The 26254-nt window shown below is 74.4% G+C and carries 2 protein-coding genes; both read right to left on the bottom strand.

The window, feature by feature from the left end; all coding sequences use genetic code 11:
* Window positions 1-31: 31 nt before the first annotated feature.
* Window positions 32-14416 carry a type I polyketide synthase gene (locus tag AB0C38_RS15455; protein WP_360672605.1) on the bottom strand — a complete coding sequence of 4795 codons (14385 nt, stop codon included), beginning with the start codon at window positions 14414-14416 and terminating at the stop codon, window positions 32-34.
* Window position 14417: 1 nt separating this feature from the next.
* The gene (locus AB0C38_RS15450; protein WP_360672602.1) at window positions 14418-26138 is read right to left on the bottom strand and encodes a type I polyketide synthase; all 11721 of its coding nucleotides are present in this window, start codon (window positions 26136-26138) and stop codon (window positions 14418-14420) included.
* Window positions 26139-26254: the final 116 nt, after the last annotated feature.

Here is a 26254-nt window from a genome sequence, read left to right as displayed (position 1 = left end):
GTGGCCCGGCCGCCGGGGCCCCGCCGCCGGGTCAGTCCAGGTCGAGCTCGTCGATCAGGGCGAACATCTCGTCGTCCGTGGCCGACTCCAGCTTCTCCTCGACCGCCGTGACCGTGCCGGCCGCGCCGTTCACCCGGGCCAGCAGCTCCTGCAGCCGCGTGCCCAACGTCGCCCGCGCCGACGAGTCCGCCAGCAGCTCCGGCAGTGCGAACTCCACCCGGTCCAGCTCCGCCAGTGCCGGCAGGATCGCCGCCGGGACGTCCGGGACCAGCTCGGACCTCAAGAACTCCACCAGCACCGTCGTCGACGGGTAGTCGAACAGCAGCGTCGCCGGCAGGCGCAAGCCCGTCGCCGCGCCCAGGAGGTTGCGCAGCTCCACCGCGCTCAGCGAGTCGAAGCCCAGCTCGAGGAAACCTCGGTCCGGCTCGATCGCGTCCGGGCCCGCGTAGCCCAGGACCGTCGCCGCGTGCGTGCGGACCAGGTCGACCAACGCTCCGTCGCGCTCGGCCTCCGACATCCCGGCCAGCCGGTGGGTCAGGCTGTCCACCGGGTCGGCCGGGGCCGCCGTCGCCCGGACCGCGCGCCGCACCGGGGTGCGGATCAGGCTGCGCAGGATCACCGGGATCGCGTCCTCGCCGACGCGGTCGCGCATGGCCTCCACGACCAGCCGCACCGGCAGCAGCACCGCCTCGTCGAGGGTGCAGGCCACGTCGAACAGGTCCAGCCCCTCCTCCGACGGCATCGGCTCGACGCCGCCGCGGGCCAGCCTCGACAGGTCCGCCTCCCCGAGCTTGCCGGTCATGCCGCTGCGCTCGGCCCACAGGCCCCACGCCAGCGACAGCCCGGGCAGCCCCTGCGCCCGGCGCACGTGCGCCAGCGCGTCGAGGAACGCGTTCGCGGCCGCGTAGTTCGCCTGTCCGGTGCCGCCGAACGTGCCGGCGAGCGAGGAGAACACGACGAACCCGGCCAGGTTCATCCCGGCGGTCAGCTCGTGCAGGTGCCAGGCCGCGTCGACCTTGGGCCGCAGGGCCGTGTCCAGCTGGCGGGTGGTCAGCGCGGACACGACGCCGTCGTCGAGGACGCCGGCCGTGTGCACCACCGCGGTCAGCGGGTGCTCGGCGGGGATGGCCGCGAGCAGCGCGGCCACCGAGTCCCGGTCGGCGACGTCGCACGCCGCCATGGTGACGTCCGCGCCCCACGCCGTCAGCTCTTCGACCAGCTCCTGGGCACCTTCCGCGGCCGGCCCGCGCCGGCTGGTCAGCACCAGCCGCCGGGCGCCGCGCGCGGTCACCAGGTGCCGGGCGACGAGCGTGCCGAGCGTTCCGGTGGCCCCGGTGATCAGCACCGTGCCCTCGGGGTCCCACGTGGTGACCGGCGCCGGGCTGGTGGCCGGGACCCGCGCCAGCCGCGGCACCTGGATCGCGCCGATCCGGACCGCAACGTGCGGTTCGCCGCAGGCCACGGCGGACGGGAGCGCCGCGTAGGAGACTTCGCGGTCGTCGAGGTCGACGAGCACGAACCGGCCGGGGTTCTCCGACTGCGCCGAGCGGACCAGGCCGACGACCGCCGCCGTCGCGAGGTCGGTGATGCCTTCGCCGACCCGCGTCGCGATCGCGCCCGTGGTGACGAACACCAGGCGCGAGCCGGCGAAGCTCTCGCTCGCCAGCCAGCCCTGCACCTGCTCCAGCGCGCCGTGCGTGGCGGTCCGGACCGCGCGCGCCACGTCCTGGTCGGCCTGCGGGGCGCTGGTCATCACGACCACCTCGGGCACCGGGGCACCCGCCGCCACGGCCGCGCCGAGCGCGTCGAAGTCCGGGTAGGACTCCACCGGGACGCCGGCCGTGCCGAGCGCCTTGGTGACGCGGACGCCGACGTCGTGCCCGACGACCGCCCAGCGTTCGGCCGCCGAGTGGCTGACCGGGGTGATCGGGGCCATCACCCAGCCCACCCGGAACAGCGACTCGTGGTACGCCGACCGCGCGACGTCGAGCTGTTCGGCCGAGACCGGCCGCAGCGTCAGCGCACCGATGGTGGCCACCGGCAGCCCGTCCTGGTCGGCGACCGCCAGGGAAACCGTGTCGTCGCCCTGCCCGGTGACGCGCACCCGCAGGGCCGACGCGCCGCCGGCGTGCAGGGTCACCCCCGACCACGCGAACGGCAGCACCGCCCGGCTTTCGTCGCGCAGGGCGACGGTGTGCAGCGCGGCGTCGAGCAGCGCCGGGTGCAGGCCGAAGCGTTCGGCTTCCGCCCGCTCCTCCTCCGGCAGGTCGACTTCGGCGAAGATCTCGTCGCCGACGCGCCAGGCGCGGTGCAGCCCCTGGAACGCGGGGCCGTAGTCGAACCCGTTGGCCGCGATGCGGTCGTAGAGCCCGTCGAGGTCGATCGGCTCGGCGCCGGCCGGCGGCCAGGCCCCGGTCAGGTCACCGGCCGCGGGGGCGGCCGTCGCGGCGAGCGAGCCGCTGGCGTGCGTGGTCCACGGCTCGTCCTCCATGGCTTCGCCGGGGCGGGAGTAGATGTCGATCGAGCGGGTGCCGAACCGGTCGGGGCCGCCGACGGCGACCTGCAGCCGGACACCGCCGGTCTCCGGCAGCACCAGCGGCGCGGCGAGGGTCAGCTCCTCGACGCGTTCGCAGCCGACCTTCTCCGCGGCGTGGACGGCCAGTTCCATGAACGCCGTCCCGGGCAGCAGCACGCTGCCGAGCACGACGTGCTGCGCGAGCAGCGGGTGGCTCGTCGCGGAGAGCAGGCTCGTGAACAGCGCGCCGTCCGAACCGGCCAGCGAGACCGACGCGCCCAGCAGCGGGTGCTCGGTTTCGCTGAGGCCGGCCCCGGTGACGTCGCCGGCCACGGCCGGGACGTCCAGCCAGTACCGCTCCCGCTGGAACGCGTAGGTCGGCAGTTCGACGTGCCCACCGCCGGCGAGCACCGCGGCCCAGTCGACGTCGGCGCCGGCGGTGTGCAGCCCGGCGAGCGCGGTGAGCAGGGAGCGTTCTTCGTCGTGTCCCTTGCGCAGCACCGATCCCACGCTCAGCTCGGCCGGGCCGGCGCAGTCCGGGACCAGGGCGGCGAGCACCGCGTCCGGACCCAGTTCGACGAACCGGGTGACGCCTTCCGCGGCCAGGCCGCGGATGCCGTCGGCGAACCGGACGGCCTCCCGCACGTGCCGCACCCAGTACTCCGGCGTGGCCAGCTCGTCCGGGTCGGCGAGCGTGCCGGTCACGTTCGACACGACCGCGATCCGCGGGTGGTGGTACTCGAGCCCGGCCGCGACCGCGGCGAACTCCTCGAGCATCGGGTCCATCAGCGGCGAGTGGAACGCGTGCGAGACCTCCAGGCGCTTGGTCTTGCGTCCCAGCGCGGTGAAGTGCTCCTTGAGCGCCAGCACGGCTTCGGCGTCGCCGGAGACCACGACGGCCGCCGGGCCGTTCACCGCGGCCAGCGAGACCCGCTCGTCGAGCAGCGGGACGACTTCGTCCTCGGGTGCGGCGATCGCCACCATGGCCCCGCCTTCGGGCAACGCTTCCATGAGCCGGCCGCGCGCGGCGACCAGCTTCGCTGCGTCGGCCAGGGAAAAGACGCCGGCGACGTGCGCCGCGGCCAGCTCGCCGATCGAGTGGCCCGTGAGGAAGTCCGCGCGGACGTCCCAGGATTCCAGGAGCCGGAACAACGCGACCTCGACGGCGAACAGCGCGGGCTGGGTGAAGCCGGTCCGGTCGAGCCGGGCGGCGTCGTCACCGAAGACGACGTCGCGCAGCGGCAGGTCGAAGTGCGCGCACACCGCGTCGAAGGCGTCGGCGAAGACCGGGAACCGCGCGTACAGCTCCTGTCCCATGCCGAGCCGCTGCGCGCCCTGTCCGGTGAAGAGGAACGCCGTCCGGCCGGCCCGCGCAGTGTGCTGCCGCAGGCCGGCGGCGGGCCGGTCGGCGGCCAGCGCGGCCAGTCCGTCGCGCAGCTCGCCGAGGCTCTCGCCGACGACCACCGCGCGGTGCCCGAACTTCGCCCGGGCGGCGAGCGAGCGGGCGACGTCGGAAGCATCCACTTCGGACTCGAGGAACGTCAGCAAGCGCCGGGCCTGGCCGCGCAGAGCGGCTTCGGTCCGGGCCGACACCGGCCACGCGGTGAACTGCTGCGATGTGACGACGTCCGAAACCGGCTCGGGCAGCGAGGGAGCCTCTTCGAGAATCGTGTGCACGTTGGTGCCGCTGACCCCGAACGAAGAAACCGCCGCGCGGCGCGGGTGGCCGTTCGTGGCCCACTCGACCGGCTCGGACAGCAACTGGACCTGCCCGGCAGACCAGTCGATGTGCGGCGACGGGGTCTTGGCGTGCAGCGTGCGCGGCAGGACGCCGTTGCGCAGCGCCTGCACCATCTTGATCACGCCCGCGATGCCCGACGCGGCCTGGGTGTGCCCGATGTTGGACTTCACCGAACCCAGCCACAGCGGCCGTTCCCGGTCCTGCCCGTAGGTGGCGATGAGCGCCTGCGCCTCGATCGGGTCACCGAGCGTGGTGCCCGTCCCGTGCGCCTCGACGGCGTCCACATCGGACGGCGTGAGCGCGGCGTCGGCCAGCGCGGCGCGGATGACGCGCTGCTGCGCGGGCCCGCTCGGCGCGGTCATGCCGTTGGACGCGCCGTCCTGGTTGACCGCGCTGCCGCGCACGACGGCGAGCACCGGGTGCCCGCGCCGCCGCGCGTCGGAAAGCCGTTCCACCAGCACCATGCCGACGCCCTCGGCCCAGCCCGCACCGTCGGCGTCCGCGGAGAACGCGCGGCACCGGCCGTCCGGCGACAGCGCGCGCTGCCTGCTGAACTCGACGAACGTGTCGACCGAGGAGATCACCGTGACGCCGCCGGCCAGCGCGAGGTCGCACTCGCCGGAGCGCAGGGCCTTGACCGCCCAGTGCAACGCCACCAAGGACGACGAGCACGCCGTGTCGACCGTGACCGCCGGGCCCTCGAGCCCGAAGGTGTAGGCGATCCGGCCGGACGCGACACTGCCCGCGCTGCCGGTCGCCAGGTGCCCCTCGAACTCGCCCGGCGCGTGTCGCACCCGGGAGCCGTAGTCGTGGTAGTTGGAGCCGACGAACACGCCGGTCCGGCTGCCGCGCAGCAGCGCCGGGTCGATGCCCGCGCGCTCGACGGCCTCCCACGACGTCTCCAGCAGCAGCCGCTGCTGCGGGTCGATCGCGGGTGCCTCGCGCGGCGCGATCCCGAAGAACGCCGGGTCGAAGTCGGCCGCGTCGTGCAGGAAGCCGCCGCCGCGCGTGTAGAACGTGCCGGGCTTGTCCGGGTCGGCGTCGAAGAGGCCTTCGACGTCCCAGCCGCGGTCGGCCGGGAACTCGCCGACCGCGTCGACGCCGTCGGCGACGAGCCGCCACAGGTCGTCCGGGTCGGCGACGCCGCCGGGGTAGCGGCAGGACATCGCGACGATGGCGATCGGCTCGTCGGTGCCCGCCACCACCGGGGCGGCGGTTTCCGTCAGCTCGTCGCCCACCAGCTCGCGCCGGACGTGCCCGGCGAGCGCGACGGCGGTCGGGTGGTCGAAGACGAGCGTGACCGGCAGCCGCAGGCCGGTGACTTCACCCAGGCGGTTGCGCAGGTCGACGGCGGTGAGCGAGTCGAAGCCGAGGTCGCGGAACGCGCGGTCCGGCTCGATCGACTCGGGGCCGGGGTAGCCGAGCGCCACCGCGGCCTGGCTCTGGATCAGCGCCAGGACCAGCCGGTGCTGCTCGTCCTCGCCGAGGCCCGCCAGCCGCTGTGCCCAGCCGCTTTCGACGGCTTCGGCTTCCGGCGCGGCGGCCTCGGGGATGCCCAGGAGCGCGGCGCTCGGCCGCCCCTGGGCGAGGGTCTTGCGGTAGCGGTCCCAGCGGATGTCGGCGACCGCGAGCACGGTCTCGTCCTCGTCGAGGGCCTGCTGCAGCGCGACGGTCGCCAGGTCGGGCGTCATCGCGGGCAGGCCCTGCTCGGCGAGGCCTTCACCGCGCCCGCCGGCCCACGCACCCCAGGCGATGGACGTCGCGGGCAGTCCCGCGGCGCGACGCTCGCGGGCGAGCGTGTCGAGGTAGGTGTTGGCCGCGGCGTAGCTCGCCTGCCCCGGCCCGCCGAGCGTGCCCGCGAGCGAGGAGAACAGGACGAACGCCGAAAGGTCGCGGTCCGCGGTCAGCTCGTGCAGGTGCCGCGCGGCGTCGGCCTTGGGGCGCAACACGTTCGCGATCCGCTCGGTGGTGAGGCCGTCGAGGACGCCGTCGTCGAGCACGGCGGCGGCGTGCACCACCGCGGTCAGGTCCGGCAGCCCGGCCAGGAGTTCGGCCAGCTGGTCGCGGTCGGCGACGTCGCAGGTCGCGACGGTCAGTTCGGTGCCGAGGTCGGCCAGTTCGGCGGTCAGCTCGGGCAGGTCCAGCCCGCGCCGGCTGGTGAGCACCAGCCGCTCGGCTCCGGCGCCGGCAAGCCAGCGGGCGAGGTGCGGGCCGACCCCGCCGGTGCCGCCGGTGAGCAGCACCGTGCCGGACGCCACCCACGGCGTCTCGGTGCCGCGGGCCGGCGTCGCGCGGACGAGCCGGCGGCCGAAGACGCCGGAAGCGCGCACGGCCACCTGGTCCTCGTCGGGCGACCCGAGCACGGCGGCGAGCCGGGCGAAGACGCGGGCGTCCAGGTCGGCCGGGAGGTCGACGAGCCCGCCGAAGCGCTGCGGGTACTCCATGGCCGCGATCCGGCCGAAGCCCCAGGTCAGCGCCTGCTCGGCCGCACGGATCGGGTCCGGGTCACCGACGCTGACCGCGCCACTCGTGGCCCACCAGAGCGGCGCGTCAATGCCGGCGTCGCCGAGGGCGTGCAGCAGCGTCAAGTTCGGTTCGAAACCGTCGAGGGCCAAGAGCGAAAGCACGCCTTCGCACGGGCCTGCCGCACGCAGCAGTTCGGCGTACCGCTCGCGGTCCCCTTCGGACGGGAGCTCCAGCAGGCGCGCGCCGAGTCCGTCGGCGACGGCCTGGCCATCGTGCCCGGCGGGCGCGATCACCAGCCAGTTCGGCACGATGGTTCCGGTCGCGACGCTGAGCGGGGTCCACTCGACCCGGTAGCGCCAGTTGTCCACAGTGGACCCGGCCTGGCGCTTGGCGCGCCAGGCGGCGAGCGCCGCGAGGTCGGACTGCTCGACGGCGGCCCAAAACTCGTCGTCCAGCGGGTCGGCGCCGGCCGGGGCGTCGAGCCAGTAGCGCTGGTGCTGGAAGGCGTAGGTGGGCAACGGGATCGTCGCGGCACCCGGGAAGACCGGCGCCCAGTCGACGTCGACGCCGCGGACGTACAACTCGGCCAAGGACGTGCGGAACCGCGCCAGGCCGCCTTCACCGCGGCGCAGCGTGCCGGTCGCGATGGCGGCAGGGACGGCCTCGGCGATCGCGGACGTGACGACCGGGTGCGGGCTGACCTCGACGAACACCGAGTGCTCGCGCGCCGCGAGCACCTCGACGGTCTGGTGGAACAGCACCGGCTGCCGCAGGTTGCGGTACCAGTAGCCGGCGTCGAGGGTCGCGGTGTCGATCGGCTCGGCCGAGACCGTCGAATAGAACGGGACCTCGCCGGTGCGGGGCTCGATCGCGGCGAGCACGTCGAGGAGTTCGCTCTCGATCGCTTCGACGTGCGCCGAGTGCGACGCGTAGTCCACCGGGATCAGCCGGGACCGGACGCCGTCCGCCTGGCACCGGGCGAGCAGTTCCTCCAGCGCCTCGGGTTCACCGCAGACGACCGTCGACGACGGGCTGTTGAACGCGGCGGTGGTGATCCGGCCGGTCCAGCCGGCCAGCAGGCTCTCGACCTGCTCGGCGCCGAGCGCGACCGACGCCATCCCGCCCCGGCCCGCGAGCCCGGCGGAGATCGCCTTGCTGCGCAACGCCACCACGCGGGCACCGTCCTCAAGGGACAGTCCACCGGCGACGACGGCCGCGGCGATCTCGCCCTGGGAGTGGCCCACCACCGCGTCCGGCGTCACGCCGTGCGACTGCCACAACGCGGCCAGCGAAACCATGACCGCCCACGACAACGGCTGCACCACATCGACCCGGTTCAACGCACCTTCGCGCAGCTCGGAGAACGGCGACCAGCCGACGAAGGACTCCAGGGCCGCCGCGCACTCCGCGAACCGCTCCGCGAACACCGGCGACGAATCCAGCAGTCCCACGGCCATGCCGGCCCACTGCGCACCCTGGCCCGGGAAGACGAACACCGTCCGGCCGACCGCACCCGCCACGCCGGTGACCACCGACGCGCTCGGCGTTCCGACAGTCAGGCCGTGCAGCCCGGTCAGCAGTTCTTCGCGGTCGTCGCCGAGCACCACGGCCCGGTGCTCGAACGCGGTGCGCGTCGAAGCGAGGGACCAGCCGACGTCGGCGAGGTCCGCGGGGCCGAACGCCGCCAGCTTCTCCGCCTGCGCGGCCACTCCGGCCGCCGAACGGGCCGACAGCACCCACGGCACCGGTCCCGCGACCGGCTCACGCTCGATCTCCGGTTCGGGAGAAGGATCGTGTTCGAGCACGACGTGGGCGTTGGTGCCGCCGACACCGAACGACGACACACCGACGCGACGCGGTCCCGGCTTGTCCGGCCACGGCGTGGCTTCGGTGAGCAGTTCGAGGGAACCGGACGACCAGTCGACGTGCGGCGACGGGTGTTCCGAGTGCAGCGAGCGCGGCAGGACGCCGTGGCGCATGGCCAGCACCATCTTGATGACGCCGGCCGCGCCCGCGGCGGCCTGGCTGTGCCCGATGTTCGACTTGACCGAGCCGAGCCACAACGGGGCCACGCGGTCGCGCCCGTAGGTGGCCATCAGCGCCTGCGCCTCGATCGGGTCGCCCAGCGTGGTGCCCGTGCCGTGTGCCTCGACAGCGTCCACTTCGGACGGTTCGAGGCCGGCCGCGGCCAGCGCGGAGAGGATCACGCGCTGCTGCGACGGGCCGTTCGGGGCGGTCAGGCCGTTGGACGCGCCGTCCTGGTTGGTCGCGGTGCCGCGGACCACGGCCAGCACGCGGTGTCCCTTGCGCTTCGCGTCGGAAAGCCGCTCCACGAGCAGCATGCCGACACCCTCGGCCAGGCCCATGCCGTCCGCCTCGGCGGAGAACGGCTTGCTCCGGCCGTCGGCGGCCAGCGCGCGCTGGCGGCTGAACGCGACGAACGGCGCCGGGGTCGACATCACGGCGACGCCGCCGGCCAGCGCGAGGTCGCACTCCCCCGACCGCAGCGCCTGGCCGGCCAGGTGCAGGGCGACCAGCGACGACGAGCAGCCGGTGTCGATCGTGACCGCCGGGCCTTCGAGCCCGAAGGTGTAGGCGACGCGGCCCGACGTGACGCTGCCGGTGCCGCCGGTGACCAGGTGGCCTTCGACGCCTTCGGGGACTTCCCGCAGCCGCTGGCCGTAGTCGTGGCCGCTGGCGCCGACGAACACGCCGGTCCGGCTGCCGCGGACGGTGGCCTGGTCGAACCCGGCGTCTTCGAAGGCTTCCCACGAGGCTTCCATGACGACGCGCTGCTGCGGGTCCATCGCGAGGGCTTCGCGCGGGCTGATGCCGAAGAAGCCCGGGTCGAACTCGGCGGCGTCGTAGAGGAACCCGCCCGCGCGGGTGTAGCTGTGCCCGGCGCTGTCGGGGTCGGGGTCGTAGAGGGTGCCGGGGTGCCAGCCGCGGTCGCCGGGGAACTCGCCGATGGCGTCGGCCTCGGCCATCATCAGGTCCCACAGCTGCCGCGGGCTGCCGATGCCGCCGGCGAAGCGGCAGCTCATGCCGACGATGGCCAGGGGCTCGTCGGTCGCGGTGACCGGCGCGGCGACAGCAGGTGCGGGGGCCGAGGTGCCGAGGACCTCGGTGCGGACGTGCCGGGCGAGAGTCGTCGCGTTCGGGTAGTCGAACACCAGGGTGGCGGACAGCTTCAGGCCGGTGGCGCCGGTGAGCCGGTTGCGCAGCTCGATCGCGGTGAGCGAGTCGAAGCCCAGCTCCCGGAACGCCCGCGACGCGTCGACGTCGTCCGGCCCGGCGTACCCCAGGACGGCGGCCGCGTGCTTGCGGACCAAACCGAGCAGTTCCCGCTCTTGGTCCGGTTCGGACAGTGCGGACAGCTTGGTGCGCAGGACACCCGCGGCGCCGGTCTGCTCCTCGGTGACCTCCGACTCGGCGGCCAGCACGGCCGCGACCTCGGGCACCTCGGACAGCAGCGGCCGCGGGCGGGCGGCGGTGAAGACCGGGACGAACCGCTCCCAGTCGATGTCGGCGACGGCCAGGAACGGCTCGTCGTGGTCGAGCACCTGGCCGAGCCCGAGCAGGGCCGGTGCCGGGGCCATGAACGGGATCCCGCGCCACTTGAGCTGGTCGGCGACGACGTCGGAGACCATGCCGTCGCCGGCCCAGATGCCCCAGGCGACCGAGGTGCCGGCCAGCCCGCGGGCGCGGCGGCTCTCGGCGAGCGCGTCGACGAAGGCGTTCGCGGCGGCGTACGCGCCGTGGTCGCCACTGCCCCACACGCCGGCGACCGAGGAGTACAGCACGAAGGCGTCGAGGTCGGCTTCGCCGAACAGCGCGTCGAGGTGGCGGGCGCCGGCGAGCTTCGCGCGGGCGCCTTCTTCGAACTCGGGCAGGTCGGTGTCCGCCAGCGCAGCCAGGAGGCCGACGCCGGCGGTGTGCACGACCGTGCGGATCTCCGAAAGGCTGCTGACCAGCGAAGTCAGCGCCTCGCGGTCGGCGACGTCGCAGGCGGCGATCGTCACCTCGACGCCCATCGCCTCGAGTTCTTCCCGCAGCTCGGTGGCCCCGGGTGCGTCGGGCCCGCGGCGGCTGGTGAGCACGAGGTGCTCGGCCCCGCGGCCGACGAGCCAGCGGGCGACGTGCGCGCCGAGCCCGCCGGTGCCGCCGGTGACCAGCGCGGTGCCGCTCGTCCGCCACTCGGGCGCGGTGCCCTCGACGGGGGCGCGACGCAGGCGGCGCTGGTACAGCCCGGAGTCGCGGACGGCCAGCTGGTCCTCGTCGCCGATCCCGGCGAGCGCGGCGCAGAGCCGGGCCGCGGCCTGCTCGTCCAAAGTCTCCGGCAGGTCGATCAGGCCGCCCCAGCGGTCGGGGTGCTCGAGGGCGAGCACACGCCCGAGGCCCCAGGTCGTCGCCTGGCCGGGACGCGGCGCCTCGTCGCCGGGCACGACGACGGCCGTCCCCTGCGTGGCGAGCCACAGCGGCGCGCCGACCCCGGCGTCACCAAGTGCTTGGGAGAGCAGGAGGTTCGCGGCCAGACCGCTGGACAGCACCGGGTGGGTGGCGTGCGCACTCTCGTCGAGCGCGAGCAGCGAGAGCACGCCCGCGACGTCGGACTCGCCCCGCAGCCGCTCGGCCAGCGACGCGCGATCGTCGGCTTCGTCGATCGTCAGGGTGCGGACCACCGCGCCGGCCTTCTCCAGGGCCTCGAGGCAGACGTCGGGCGCGTGCACGACCAGCCAGGTGCCGGACAACGCCGCTGCGGGTGCGGCGACCGGGTGCCAGGTGATCCGGTACCGCCACTGGTCCACCGTGGACAGCTCGGTGCGGCGGTGGCGCCAGTCCGCCAGTGCGGGTAGCACCTCCTGCCACGGCGTTTCCGCGGAGACGCCCAGCTCGCCGGTCAGGGCGCCGTCCTCGACGGCGGTCCAGAACCCGTCGTCCGGCGCGGCGGTCTCGACCGGGGTCTCCAGCCAGTAGCGCTGCCGCTGGAACGGATATGTCGGCAAAGCGACCGGGCGGGCTTCGGGGTGGACGGCCGTCCAGTCGACGTCGTGGCCCTGCGCCCACAGGTGCGCCACCGACGTCAGGAACCGCGTCAAGCCGCCTTCGCCGCGCCGGAGGGTGCCGACGACGGCCGCCGATCCGGGGTCGAGCGCGTCGTCGAGGGTTTCCTGGATGCCGCCGCCGAGCACGGGGTGCGGGCTCGACTCGACGAAGAACCGGTGCCCGTCGGCGATGAGTGCCTTGGTGGCGTCCTGGAACCGCACGCGGTGGCGCAGGTTCCGGTACCAGTAGGCGGCGTCCAGGGTCTCCGCGGTCTCTCCGGTGACGCTGGAGACGAACGCGATCTGCGGGACGCGGGGTTCGAGGTCCGCCAGGGCTTCCAGGAGTTCGGCTTCGAGGACTTCGACCACGGCGGAGTGCGACGCGTAGTCCACCGGGATCCGGCGCACGCGCAGCCCTTCGGACTCGGCGCGCGCCAGGACCTCCTCGACGGCGGCGATCTCGCCGGAAACCACCACCGACGCGGGTCCGTTGACCGCCGCGATGGACACGCGCCCGTCCGCCAGCAGCGCCGTCACCTGGGCTTCCGGCGCCGCGACGGACGCCATCGCGCCCAGGCCGGCGAGCCGCCCGGCGATCAGCTTGCTGCGCAGCGCGACGACCTTCGCGCCGTCGGCCAGCGACAGCGCGCCGGCGACGACGGCGGCCGCGATCTCGCCCTGCGAGTGCCCGACCACGGCGTCCGGGGTGACGCCGTGGGCCGCCCACAGCGCGGCGAGCGAGACCATGACCGCCCACGAGACCGGCTGCACGATGTCGACCCGGTCCAGGGCCGTCGCGTCGCCGAGGACGTCGGTCAGCTTCCAGTCCACGAAAGCCGACAGCGCCGCCTCGCACTCGGCCATCCGGGCCGCGAACACCGGGGCGGCGGCCAGCAGGTCCACGGCCATCCCGGCCCACTGCGCGCCTTGGCCGGGAAAGACGAGCACGGTGCCGCCCACGGCCTGGGCCTCGCCGCCGACGACCGCGCCGCCGGCGGCCGTGCCGGATTCGGCGATCTCGCGGACGCCCGCGACCAGCGTGGACAGGTCCCGGCCGATCACCGCGGCGCGGTGCTCGAACGCCGAGCGCGTCCCGGCCAGGGACCAGCCGACGTCGGCGATATTCGCGGCCGGCAGTTCGGCCAGCTCCGCCGCGCGGGCCTTCAGCGCGGCGTCGGACCGTCCCGACAGCACCCACACTGCCGTGTCCACAGTGGACTCCGAGGGAACCTCGGGTTCGTCGGTGACGCCTTCCAGCACGACGTGTGCGTTGGTGCCGCTGCCGCCGAACGAAGACACGCCGGCCCGGCGTGGAGCGCCCGTCTCGGGCCACTCCACCTGCTCGGTCAGCAGCGAAACCGCGCCGTCGGTCCAGTCGACGTGCGGGGTCGGCTCGCCGACGAACAGCGTCTTCGGCAGGACGCCCGCGCGCAGGGCCAGGACCATCTTGATCACGCCGGCGACGCCGGAGGCCGCCTGCGTGTGGCCGATGTTCGACTTGACCGTGCCGAGCAGCAGCGGCCGTTCGCGGTCCCGGCCGTAGGTCGCCTGCAGGGCCTGCGCCTCGATCGGGTCGCCCAACTTGGTGCCGGTGCCGTGCGCCTCGATGACGTCGACCTGCTCGGGCGTGAGCCGCGCGTTGGCCAGGGCCGCCTCGATGACGCGCTGCTGCGCAAGTCCGTTGGGGGCGGTCAGGCCGTTCGACGCACCGTCCTGGTTGATCGCGGTGCCGCGGATGACGGCGAGCACCGGGTGGCCGTTGCGGCGCGCGTCGGACAGGCGTTCCAGCAGCACGACGCCGACGCCCTCGCCCCAGCCGGTGCCGTCGGCGTCGGCGGAGAAGGCGCGGCAGCGGCCGTCCGAGGACAGGCCGCGCTGGCGGCTGAACTCGACGAAGTTGCGGGGATTGGCCATCACGGTCGCGCCGCAGGCCAGGGCCATCGAGCACTCGTCGTTGCGCAGCGCGGAGACCGCGAGGTGCAGGGCGACCAGCGACGACGAGCACATGGTGTCGACGGTGACGGCCGGGCCCTCGAGCCCGAAGGTGTAGGCGAGCCGGCCGGAGAGCACGGCGGCCGAACCGCCGGTGAGCAGGAGCCCTTCCAGGCCTTCGGGCGCGGTGACCATGCCGCCGGCGTAGCCCTGGTTGCTGGCCCCGACGAACACGCCGGTCGAGCTGCCGCGCAGGGCCGCCGCGTCGAGCTTCGCCCGCTCGAAGGCCTCCCAGGTGGTCTCCAGCAGGAGCCGCTGCTGCGGGTCCATCGCCACGGCCTCGCGCGGGGAGATGCCGAAGAACGCCGGGTCGAACTGCGCGGCGTCGGTCAGGAAGCAGCCGTCGCGGACGTAGCTGCGGCCGATCCGCTCGGGGTCGGGGTCGTAGAGGTCCGGGTCCCAGCCGCGGTCGGCGGGCCACGGCGAGACGGCGTCCCTGCCCTCGGCAAGCAGGTCCCACAGCTGTTCAGGATCGTTGACCCCACCCGGGAACCGGCAGCTCATCGACACGACGGCGATCGGCTCGCCGCGGCGCTCGGTGACGTCGTGCAGGCGGCGGTTGGCCAGCTTCAGATCGGCCGTGACCCGCTTGAGGTAGTCACGGAGCTTGTCCTCGTTGCGCATCTGCGTCCGCTCCTGGGAAGGTTTTCCGGTCACGTCAAGAGATTCCGAGTTCTCGGTCGATCGCCGCGAACATCTCGTCGTCGGTCGCCGTGTCGAGTTCCAGGCCGTCGTCGTCGCCGGGGTCGTCGCCCGTGTCGTCCCACTTCCACAGCAGCTTCCGCAGCCGGGCGGTGACCAGCTCGGCCGGCAGGGCGGCCAGCGCGGCCTCGATCCGGTCCAGCTCGTCGTCCGCGGTGTCCTCGGTGAACAGGCCTTCGAGCACGTGCTGGGCCACGGCGGCGGGGGTCGGGTAGTCGAAGACCAGCGTGGCGGGCAGCTTCAGCCCGGTCGCCGCGCTGAGCCGGTTGCGCAGGTCGAGCGCGGTCAAGGAGTCGAACCCGAGCTCCTTCAACGTCTGCGTGGGCCGGACGGCGTCGCGGCCGGGGAAGCCGAGCACCGTGGCCGCCTCCGCGCGGACCAGGTCGAGCACGACCCGCTCGCGTTCGTTTTCCGACGCCGCACGCAGCCGCTTCGCCAGCTCGCCGTCACTGTCCACAGGGGACTCCTGCTGCGCTTCGGGTAGCTCTCGCAGCAGCGGGCGTTGCCGGGACGCGGTGTAGAGCGGGGTGAACTTCGCCCAGTCGATGTCGGCCACGACGGTCGTCGGACCGCCGGTGTCGACCGACGGCTGGATCGCGGTGACGGCCAGCTCGGGCCGCATCATCGGGACGCCACGCCGTTCGAGCTGCGCGCCGACGTTTTCGTCGACCATGCCGCCGCCCGCCCAGGCGCCCCAGGCGATCGAGGTCGCCGGCACCCCGCGGTCGTGCCGCTGCTGGGCCAGCGCGTCCAGGAACGCGTTCGCGGCGGCGTAGCCCGCCTGGCCCGCGTTGCCCCAGACGCCCGCGCCCGAGGAGAACAGGACGAACGCGTCCAGGTCGCCGCACAGCTCGTCGAGGTTCCGTGCGCCGCGCACCTTGGCCTCGGCCAGCTCCGCGAAGTCGGCCAAGGTCACGGCGGTGATCGGGCGTTCGACGTCCACCGCGCCCGCCGTGTGGACCACGGCGTTCACCGGGGGCAGCTCCGCGAGCAGTTCGCGAAGGGCGTCGCGGTCCGAGACGTCACAGGCGGCGACAGTCACCTTCGCGCCGAGTGCCGACAGTTCACCGGTCAGGTCCGCGGCCCCCGGGGCGTCGCCGCCCTGGCGGCTGAGCAGGACCAGGTGCTCGGCACCGTTCGCGGCAAGCCAGCGGGCGACCTGCCCGCCGAGCGCGCCGGTGCCGCCGGTGACCAGCGCTGTGCCGTGCGGCCGCCAGCGGACGGGCGGGGACGCCGCCGCGCGGACCAGCCGGCGGGCGAACACCCCGGACGGCCGCAGGGCCACCTGGTCTTCGCCGTCGTGGCCGGTGAGCACGGCCGCGAGCCGGCCGGCGGTCGTGGCGTCCACCGTCTCCGGCAGGTCGACGAGGCCGCCCCAGCGATCGGGCTGGTCGAGCCCGAGGATCCCGCCGAGGCCCCAGGCCATCGCCTGGGTGGAGCTGTGCAGAGGCTCGCCAGGGCCGGTCGAGACGGCGCCGCGGGTCGCGAACCACAGCGGGGCGGCGATCCCGGCGTCGGCCAGCGCCTGGGTGAGCAGGACGTTGCCGGCGAGCCCGGCGGTGAGCACGGGGTGCCTGGCGTGCGGCTCGTCGTCCAGCGCCAGCAGGGAGACCACCCCGGCCGGGGTGTCTTCCGCGGCCAGCAGGACGGCCAGCTCGGAGCGGTCCTCAGTGGACACTTCGAGCAGGCGGACGTCCGGGCCGAGCAGGTCCCGGTAGTCGGCCCCGGCGGGCACGACGGCCAGCCAGCCGGCGTCGAGGGTGGCCGCGCGCGGGGTGGCCAGGGGGCTCCACCGGACCTCGTAGCGCAGTTCGTCCACTGTGGATCGGACGACCGGCGCCGAGGAGCGCGGTTCGAGCCAGAACCGCTGCCGCTGGAACGGGTAGGTCGGCAGCGGAACCGTCCGCCGGACCGGGTACAGCACCGGCCAGTCGACGTCGTGGCCGTGCGCCCACAGCTGGGAGAGCGAGGTCAGGAACCGCCGGAGGTCGCCCGCGTTGCGGCGCAGGGTGCCGACGACGGCGGCACTCTCCTCCGTCTCGTCGAGGGTCTCCTCGATCCCGCCGCCGAGCACCGGGTGCGGGCTCACCTCGACGAAGAACCGGTGCCCGGCGTCGATGAGCGTCTTCGTGGCGTCGTGGAACCGCACCGGCTGACGCAGGTTGCGGTACCAGTACTCGGCGTCGAGCGTGCCGGTGTCGACCGGGGTGCCGGTGACGCCGGAAATGTAGGTGATCGACGAAGTCCGGGGCCGGACCGGCGCGAGGACCTCCCGCAGCTCGGCCTCGATCGCTTCGACCGCGGCCGAGTGCGAGGCGTAGTCCACCGGGATCCGCCGGACCCGCAGCTCACCCGCTCCGGCGATCAGGGTTTCCAACGCTTCGACTTCGCCGGAGACGACGACCGAGGCGGGCCCGTTCACCGCGGCGAGGGAGAGCCGGCCGTCGTACGGCTCCAGCAGCGGCGTGACGACGGACTCCGGGGCGGCGATCCACGCCATCCCCCCGCGTCCCGCGAGCCCGGCCGCGATCGCCTTGCTGCGCAACGCCACCACCCGGGCGCCGTCCTCGAGGGACAGTCCACCCGCGACCACCGCGGCCGCGATCTCCCCCTGCGAATGCCCGACGACCGCGTCGGGCTCGACCCCGTGCGCCCGCCAGAGCGCCGCGAGGGACACCATCACCGCCCACGACGCGGGCTGCACGACGTCGACCCGTTCCAGGGCTTCGGCGTCATCCAGGACCTCGGTCAGCGACCAGTCGACGTGCGGGGCCAACGCGGCAGCGCACTCCGCGATCCGCTCGGCGAACACCGGCGACTCGTCGAGCAGCCCGACCGCCATGCCCGCCCACTGCGCGCCCTGACCGGGGAAGACGAACACCGTCTCCCCCGCGGTCCCGGTGGTGACCGGGCCCCCTGCGGCCAGCTCGCGCAGCCCGGCCAGGAGCTCGTCCCGATCGCCGGCGACGGCGGCCCGGTACTCGAACGCCGACCGGGTGCCGACCAGCGACCAGCCCACCTCGGCGACGCCGTGCTCGGTCTCCGCCAGCGCCGCTGCCTGCTCGCGCACGGCCGCTTCGGAACGGCCTGACAGCACCCACGTACCCACGGTGTCCGGCAACGCGTCCACCGGAGTCTCTTCGGGCGCCTGCTCCAGGATCACGTGCGCGTTGGTGCCGCTGATGCCGAACGCCGACACGCCCGCGCGCCGCGGGGCCCCGGTCGCCGGCCACGCGCGTTCCTCGGCCGTCAGCTCGACCGCGCCCGACGACCAGTCGACCTCCGCGGTCGGCTCGTCGAGGTGCAGCGTCTTGGGCAGCTGCCCGTGTCGCATCGCCTCGACCATCTTGATCACGCCGGCGACGCCGGACGCGGTCTGCGTGTGCCCGAGGTTGGACTTCAGCGATCCGACCAGCAGCGGCCGTTCGCGGTCCGGTCCGTAGGCGGCGATCAGCGCCTGGGCTTCGATCGGGTCGCCCAGCGGGGTCCCGGTGCCGTGGGCCTCGACGACGTCCACTTCGGACGGTCGCAGGCCCGCTCCCGCCAGCGCGGCGCGGATGACCCGCTGCTGGGATCCGCCGTTCGGTGCGGTCAGGCCGTTGGACGCGCCGTCGGAGTTGATCGCCGAGCCGCGCAGCACCGCGAGCACCGGGTGCCCGTGACGGCGCGCGTCGGACAGCCGCTCCACCAGCAGGACGCCGACACCTTCGGCGAGGGCGAACCCGTCGGCGCCGGCGGCGAACGGCTTGCAGCGGCCGTCGGGCGCGAGCCCGCGCTGGCGGCTGAAGCCGAGGAACTGGCTCGGCGTCGACATCACCATCGACGCGCCGGCGAGCGCCATCGAGCATTCGCCGGAGCGCAGCGACTGCGCCGCGAGGTGCAGGGCCACCAGTGAGGACGAGCACGCCGTGTCGACCGTGACGGCCGGGCCTTCCAGGCCGAGGACGTAGGCGATCCGGCCGGAGGCGACGCTGGACACCGCGCCGGTGACCAGGTAGTCCTCGCCTTCGGTGCCGCTGCCCGAGCCGTAGGCCTGGTCGGTCATGCCGACGAACACCCCGGCCGGTGTGCCGTGCAGCGCGGCGGGGTCGATCCCGGCGCGCTCGAACACCTCCCAGCAGACCTCCAGGAGCAGCCGCTGCTGCGGGTCCATCGCGACGGCTTCGCGCGGCGAGATCCCGAAGAACGCCGGGTCGAAGCGGGTGGCGTCGGCGAGGAACCCGCCGTGGCGGGCGTAGGTGGTGCCGGGCCGGCTCGCGTCGGTGTCGTAGAGCGAGCCGAGGTCCCAGCCGCGGTCGGCGGGCAGGCCGGAGATCGCGTCGACGCCGTCGGTCAGCAGGCTCCAGAGCTGTTCGGGGGTGGTGACCCCGCCGGGGAAGCGGCAGCCCATCGCGACGATGGCGATCGGGTCGCCGTCGGCGGGGGCCGCGACCGGGACCGGCGTCGCGTCCACAGTGGACTCCGGGGTCACCTCGGCGAGGAGGTGCTCGGTCAGCAGCGCGGCCGTCGGGTGGTCGAACACGAGGGTGCTCGGCAGCTTCAGCCCGGTCGCCGCGCTCAGCCGGTTGCGCAGCTCGACAGCGGTGAGCGAGTCGAAGCCGAGGTCCTTGAACGCACGCCGGACGTCGACGGTCTCCGGGCTCGTGTGCCCGAGCGCGGCCGCGACCTGCTGCCGGACCACGGTGGACACGAACTTTTCGCGCTCCGGCCCGGTGAACGCGGCGAGCTGATCACCCCAGCCCGCCGTTTCCGGGGACTGTTCGCGGAGCTGCTTGACCGCGGGCTGTTCGGCGAGCAGCGGGCTCGGCCGGACGGCGGTGAAGACGTCGGCGAACACCGGCCAGTCGATCTCGGCCAGCGCGACGAACGCCTCTTCGTGGCCCAGCGCCTGCCCGAGGCCGGCCAAGGCGAGCTCGGGCTCGATGACCGGGACGCCGCGGCGGGCGAGGACGTCGTGCAGGGTCTCGGCGATCATGCCGCCGCCCGCCCAGGGGCCCCAGGCAACCGACAGCGCGGTCCGGCCGAGCGCGCGGCGGCGCAGGGCGAGCGCGTCGAGGTAGGCGTTCGACGCGGCGTAGGCGGCGTGGTCGGCGACGCCCCAGACCCCGGAAATCGAGGAGAAGAGCACGAAGGCGTCCAGCTCGCGGTCGCCGAGCAGGTCGTCGAGGTGCTGTGCGCCGAGCACCTTGGCCCGCAGGACGTCGGCGATCGCGGCCGGGTCGGTGTCGTCGAGCGTCGCGAGCGTGCCGACACCCGCCGCGTGGACGACGGTCCGGAGGTCGTCGATGCCGTCGACCAGCTCCCGGATTGCGTGCGCGTCGGTGACGTCGCAGATCACGGCGCTCACTCGGGGGCCCAGCTCGGCCACGTCGGCGTCGCGGCGGCCGGTCAGGACGACGTGCTCGGCCCCGCGCGCGATGAGCCACCGGGCGAGGTGCCTGCCCAGCGCACCCGTGCCGCCGGTGACCAGCGCCGTGCCGCGGGTTTCCCAGGTCCGGGCCGGGGTCTTGCCCCGCAGGGACGCGGGGACCAGCCGGCGGGCGAACACGCCGGACGGCCGGATGGCCACTTGGTCTTCGTCACCGGACAGCACCGCGGCGAGCTTCGCGGCGACACTTGCGTCCCAGGGCTCGGGCAGGTCGATCAATCCGCCCCACCGGCCGGGGTGTTCCAGCGCGGCGACGCGGCCGAGGCCCCAGACCGCGGCCTGCGCCGGCTCCGGCGGCGAGTCGGTGTCGAGCGCGGCGACCGCGCCCCGGGTGAGGGACCACAGCGGCGCGTCGATCCCGGCGTCGCCGAGAGCTTGGACGAGCACGGCCGTGCTGGTGACCGCGTGGATCGGGTCGTCGGAGGTGGTCAGCGCGAGGACGCCGTCCGGCGTCAGCCCGGCCAGCCGCTCGGCGAGGGAGGCGCGGTCGTCGTCGGCAGTGACGAGCACCTCGACGAGGCCGAGCCCGGTAAGCGCGCCCGCGGTGGGCGTGAGCAGGAGCCAGGTGCCGGTGAGCGGCGTGGCGGGCGGCTCGGGCAGCGGGCGCCAGGCGATGCGGTGGCGCCGGCTGTCCAGATCCGCCTGGCGTCGCCACCGGGACAGCGCGACCCGGGCGTCGCGCCACGGCAGGTCTTCGGCGAGGCCGAGCGTGTCGTCGTCGAGCGCGGTCCAGAACCCGCTGTCGTCGGTGGGCTTGGCCGCCGGCTCGATCCAGAACCGCTGCCGCTGGAAGGGGTAGGTGGGGAGGGAAACCGTTTGCCGGCGCGGGTAGAGGGCCGACCAGTCGACGTCGTGGCCGTGCGCCCAGAGCTGGGCCGCCGACAGCAGGAACCGGCGCAGGCCGCCTTCGCCGCGGCGCAGCGTGCCCACCACGGCCGCTTCTTCGAGGGTCTCCTGGAGCCCGCCACCGAGCACCGGGTGCGGGCTGACCTCGACGAAGAACCGGTGCCCGCGCTCGGCGAGGACCTCGGCTGTCTCGCGGAACCGCACCGGCTGACGCAGGTTGCGGTACCAGTACCCGGCGTCGAGGCTCGCGGTGTCGATCGGCTCGGCGGTCACGGTCGAGTAGAACGGGATGTTGCCAGTGCGCGGCCGGATCGGGGCCAGCACCTCGCGCAGTTCGGCTTCGATCGCCTCGACGTGCGCCGAGTGCGACGCGTAGTCCACCGGGATCACCCGCGCACGGACGCCGTCGCGTTCGCAGCGCGCGACCAGTTCCTGCAGGGCAACGGGATCGCCGCACACGACGGTCGACGACGGGCTGTTGAACGCCGCGATCGAGATCCGGTCGTCGAGCAAGGCGGTCACGCGCTCGGCGTCGAGCGCGATCGACGCCATGCCGCCCTGGCCCGCGAGTCCCGCGGCGATGGCCTTGCTGCGCAACGCGACCACGCGTGCACCGTCCTCAAGGGACAGTCCACCCGCGACGACGGCCGCGGCGATCTCGCCCTGGGAGTGCCCCACCACGGCGTCCGGCGTGACCCCGTACGACTGCCACAGCGCGGAGAGAGACACCATCACCGCCCACGACAGGGGCTGCACGACGTCGACCCGGTCCAGCGCACCTTCGCGCAGGACGTCGAAAGGCGACCAGTCGACAAAGGACTCGAGGGCTGTCGCACAGTCGGCGAACCGCTCGGCGAAGACCGGCGACTCGTCGAGCAGCCCGGCCGCCATGCCGATCCACTGCGCGCCCTGCCCCGGGAACACGAAGACCGTGCGCCCCACGGGTCCGGTGCGGCCGGTGACCACGGACGCACCCGGGGTGCGTGCGGCGATCTCGCGCAGGCCGTCCAGGAGTTCGGCGCGTTCGCCGACCACTGCAGCGCGGTGCTCGAAGGCGGTGCGCGTCGTGGCGAGGGACCAGCCGACTCCGGCGACGCCGTGGTCCGTCTCCGCCAGTGCCGACGCCCGGTCGGCCACCGCGTCTTCGGAGCGGCCGGACAGCACCCACACACCCAGGGAGTCCTTTTCGGACACCACCGGAGCGGCCTCCGGGGCCTGCTCGACGATGACGTGCGCGTTGGTCCCGCTGATGCCGAACGACGAGACCCCGGCCCGGCGGGGCGCGCCGGTCTCCGGCCACGGCTGCTCCGCCGAGGCGAGCGTGACCGCGCCGCCGGACCAGTCCACGCGCGGGCTGGGCTCGTCGGCGTGCAGAGTCCGCGGCACGACGCCGTGACGCAGGGCCTCGACCATCTTGATCACGCCGCCGATGCCCGCCGCGGCCTGCGTGTGCCCGAGGTTCGACTTCAGCGAACCGAGCAGCAGCGGCCGTTCACGGTCCTGGCCGTAGGTGGCGAGCAGCGCCTGGGCCTCGATCGGGTCGCCGAGCGGGGTGCCGGTGCCGTGGGCCTCAACGACGTCCACTTCGGACGGTGCGAGCCCGGCGTCGGCCAGCGCGGAGCGGATCACGCGCTGCTGGGACGGACCGTTGGGCGCGGTGAGGCCGTTGGACGCGCCGTCGGAGTTGACCGCCGTGCCCCGCACGACGGCGAGCACGGGGTGGCCCAGCCGCTGGGCGTCGGACAGCCGCTCGACCAGCACGACGCCGGCGCCCTCGGCCCAGCCCGTGCCGTCGGCGTCGGCCGAGAACGCCCGGCAGCGGCCGTCGCGGGAGAGGCCGCGCTGGCGGCTGAACTCGACGAGCATGCCGGGACTGGCCAGCACGGCCGCGCCGCCGGCCACCGCCATCGTGCACTCCCCCGCGAGCAGCGCGCGCACCGCGAGGTGCAGCGCGACCAGCGAGGACGAGCAGGCGGTGTCGACCGTCAGCGCCGGGCCCTCCAGGCCGAGGACGTAGGCCAGCCGGCCCGAAGCGACGCTGCCGGTGGTGCCGGTGAGCAGGTGCCCGTCGAAGCCTTCGCCGCCCTCGAACAGGCGCGGGCCGTACTCGGACGAGGTGGCGCCGACGTAGACGCCGGTGCGGCTGCCCTTCAAGGACGCCGGGTCGATGCCCGCGTGTTCGAAGGCCTCCCAGGTGGTCTCCAGCAGCAGCCGCTGCTGCGGGTCCATGGCGAGGGCCTCGCGCGGCGAGATCCCGAAGAAGTCGGCGTCGAACTCGGCGACGTCGGTGAGGAAGCCGCCGAGGCGGGCGTAGGACTTGCCGGCCTTGCCCGGATTGGCGTCGTACAGGTCGTCGAGGTCCCAGCCGCGGTCGGCGGGCAGGGCTCCGATGACGTCCCGGCCGTCGGCGACGAGCTGCCACAGCTCGTCCGCCGACCTCACGCCGCCGGGGTAGCGGCAGCTCATCGCGACGATCGCGATCGGCTCGTCGGCGCGGGTCGCGACAGCCGGGGAGGTCGCGGCAGGCTCGTCACGCAGCATCGCGGCGAGGCGGGCCGGGGTCGGGTGGTCGAACACCGAGGTGGCGGGGACCTTCCGGCCGGTCGCGGCGGACAGCCGCTCGCACAGCTCGACGCCGATGATCGAGTCGAACCCGAGGTCCTTGAACGACGCGGTGGGGTCGATGGCGTCCGGGCCGGCGTGCCCGAGCACCAACGCGGTGTACGCGCGGACGGTCTCGAGCAGGTCCTGGGACGGTTGCGGGCGGGCCTCCGGCCCCCGGCTTCCAGCGTATCGGTGCGCACCGACAGTTTCGGCGGTGTCGACGTCGAGCCAGAAGCGCTCGCGCTGGAAGGCGTACGTCGGCAGGTCGACCGGGCTCGCGCCCGGGAACGCGGCCGTCCAGTCGACGCCACCGCCGCGGGTCCACAGCTCGGCGACCGAGGTGCGGAAGCGCGCGGGACCGCCGTCGCCCCGGCGGAGCGTGCCGACCGCGGCGGCCGGCCGGTCGGCGTCGGCCGCCGTCTCCAGCAGGCCGCCGACGAGCACCGGGTGCGGGCTGACCTCGGCGAACAGGCCGATCCCCGCGTCCAGCGCGGCCCGGATCGCCGGGGCGAACAGCACCGGCTGCCGCAGGTTGGCGAACCAGTGGTCCGCGTCGAGCCGTTCGGTGTCGAGCAGGCCACCCGCGGTCGACGAGTAGAACGGCAGCTCCGACGGCTGAGGCCGGATCCCGGCGATGAGCCGCAGCAGCTCGTCCTTGAGCGGCTCGGCCTGCGCGGAGTGGGAGGCGTAGGCGATGGCGATCCGGCGCGAGCGCACCTCGCGCGCGGTCAGCTCGGCCTGCAGCTCGTCGAGGGCGTCGAGGTCACCGGACACCGCCGTGGTCGCGGGGCCGTTGACCGCGCCGACCGAGAGCCGGCCGGGGTAAGCCTGGAGCAGGTCCGTCACGGCCGCGACCGGCAGGTCGACCGACAGCATGCCGCCGTTGCCCGCCATCCGTGCGGCGAGCAGCTTGGCCCGGAGTGCGACGATCCGCGCCGCGTCGTCCAGCGACAACGCGCCCGCGACGACGGCGGCGGCGAGTTCGCCCTGGCTGTGCCCGAGCACGGCGGCGGGTTCGACCCCGTGTGCCCGCCACTCGGCGGCCAGGGACACCGCGACCGACCAGAACACGGGCTGCAGCACGTCGGTGCGGTCGAGCGAAGGCGCGCCCGGCGCCTCCCGCAGGACGTCGACGACGTCCCAGTCCAGGTGTGGTGCGAGCGCGGCGGCGCATTCGGCCAGCCGCGCGGCGAACACCGGCGAACCATCCAGGAGCTCGGCGGCCATTCCGGCCCATTGGCCGCCCTGGCCGGGGAAGACGAAGACGACGCGGTCGTCGTTCGTGGCGGTGACGCCCTGGGTGCGGCCCAGTCCGTCCGCGACCGCGCGCAGCGCGTCCCGGCCGTCGGCGACCGCGCGGTGCGCGAAGGCCGTGCGGCGGTTCGCCAGCGACCAGCCGACGTCCACAGCGGACAGTTCCGGGTGTTCGTCCACATGCGACAGCAGCCGGGCCGCCTGCGCCCGCAGTGCCTCGGCGGTGCGGGCCGAGAGCAGCCAGGGCGCCGACGCGTCCGTCGCCGCACGGGGTGCGACGGGATCGGCCGCTTCGAGCACGACGTGGGCGTTGGTCCCGCCCATGCCGAACGAGCTGACGCCGGCGATCCGGGTTTCGGCGTCCCAGCCGGTCTTCTCCGCCACGACGTGGAGCTTCAGCGCGTCCAGCGGGATCGCCGGGTTCGGCGTCGCGAAGTTGAGGCTCGCGGGCAGCGTGGCGTGGCGCACGGAAAGGACGGCCTTGAGCAGCCCGGCGATGCCCGCCGCGCCCTCCAGGTGCCCGATGTTGGTCTTGACCGAACCGACCGGCAGCGGCTCGTCCCGCCCGGCGGCGAAGACCTCGCCCAGCGCGGCCGCTTCGATCGGGTCGCCGACCTTGGTCCCGGTGCCGTGCAGCTCGACGTAGCCGACGGCGGACGGCTCGATCCCGGCGTCGGCGTGGGCGCCGCGCACCACCGCGGCCTGGGCCCGGGCGTCCGGGACGGTCAGGCCCTCGCCGGCGCCGTCGTTGTTGACCGCGGTGCCGCGGATGACGCAGAGGATCTCGTCGCCGTCGGCACGGGCCCGCGAAAGCGTCTTGAGGACGACGAGCCCGCCGCCCTCGCCGCGCACGAAACCGTTGGCGCGGGCGTCGAAGGTGAAGCACTGCCCGTCCGGGGACAGGCCGCCGAACTTCGCCGCGGTGACGGCGTTGCCCGGCGCGAAGTTCAGGTTGACCCCGCCCGCCAGCGCGACCGGGCATTCGCCGCGGCGCAGGCTCTGCACCGCCAGGTGGACGGCGACGAGCGAGGACGACTGCCCGGAGTCGACGGTGAAGCTCGGGCCGTGCGCGCCGAGCAGGTGGGAGACGCGGTTGCCCAGCAGGCTGCGGTGCACGCCGGTGATGGTGTGGTGGGTGATCGCTTCGGGGTCGCTCGCGTGCACGAGCGCGGCGTAGTCGTCCCACATGGCGCCGACGAACACGCCGGCGGAGCTTCCGCCGAGGCTCGCGGGCACGATCCCGGCGTGTTCCAGGGCCTCCCAGGCGAGTTCCAGCACCAGCCGCTGCTGCGGGTCCATCGCGGTGGCCTCGCGCGGCGAGATGCCGAAGAACGCGGCGTCGAAGCGGTCGACGTCGTCGAGGAACCCGCCTTGGCGCACCCCGGACACGTCCGGGTCCCAGCGTCCGGCCGGCACGCCGGTGATCGCGCTGCGGCCCTCGGTCAGCAGCCGCCAGAAGGCGGCGGGCCCGTCCGCGCCCGGGAGGCGGCAAGACAGCCCGACCACGGCGACCGGCTCGCCCGGAGTGCTCGCAAAACCCGTCATCTCACGCTCCATCGGCGGGCGGATTCCTTCCTGTGGCGAGAGGGAACTGCTCGACGTCCACGGCAACACAGGCGCCACAAGGCTGTCCACGGCGGACAGGTCAGGTCTAGTGCGGT

It is taken from the genome of Amycolatopsis sp. NPDC048633, from assembly GCF_040650695.1.
Classification (GTDB): Bacteria; Actinomycetota; Actinomycetes; order Mycobacteriales; family Pseudonocardiaceae; genus Amycolatopsis.
Note: the sequence above shows the minus strand (reverse complement) of the source record. Positions and strands in the feature narration are given on the sequence as shown.

Coding starts and splice junctions, on each gene's coding strand:
- AB0C38_RS15450 (WP_360672602.1), bottom strand. CDS start 26,138: ATGACGGGTTTTGCGAGCACTCCGGGCGAGCCGGTCGCCGTGGTCGGG.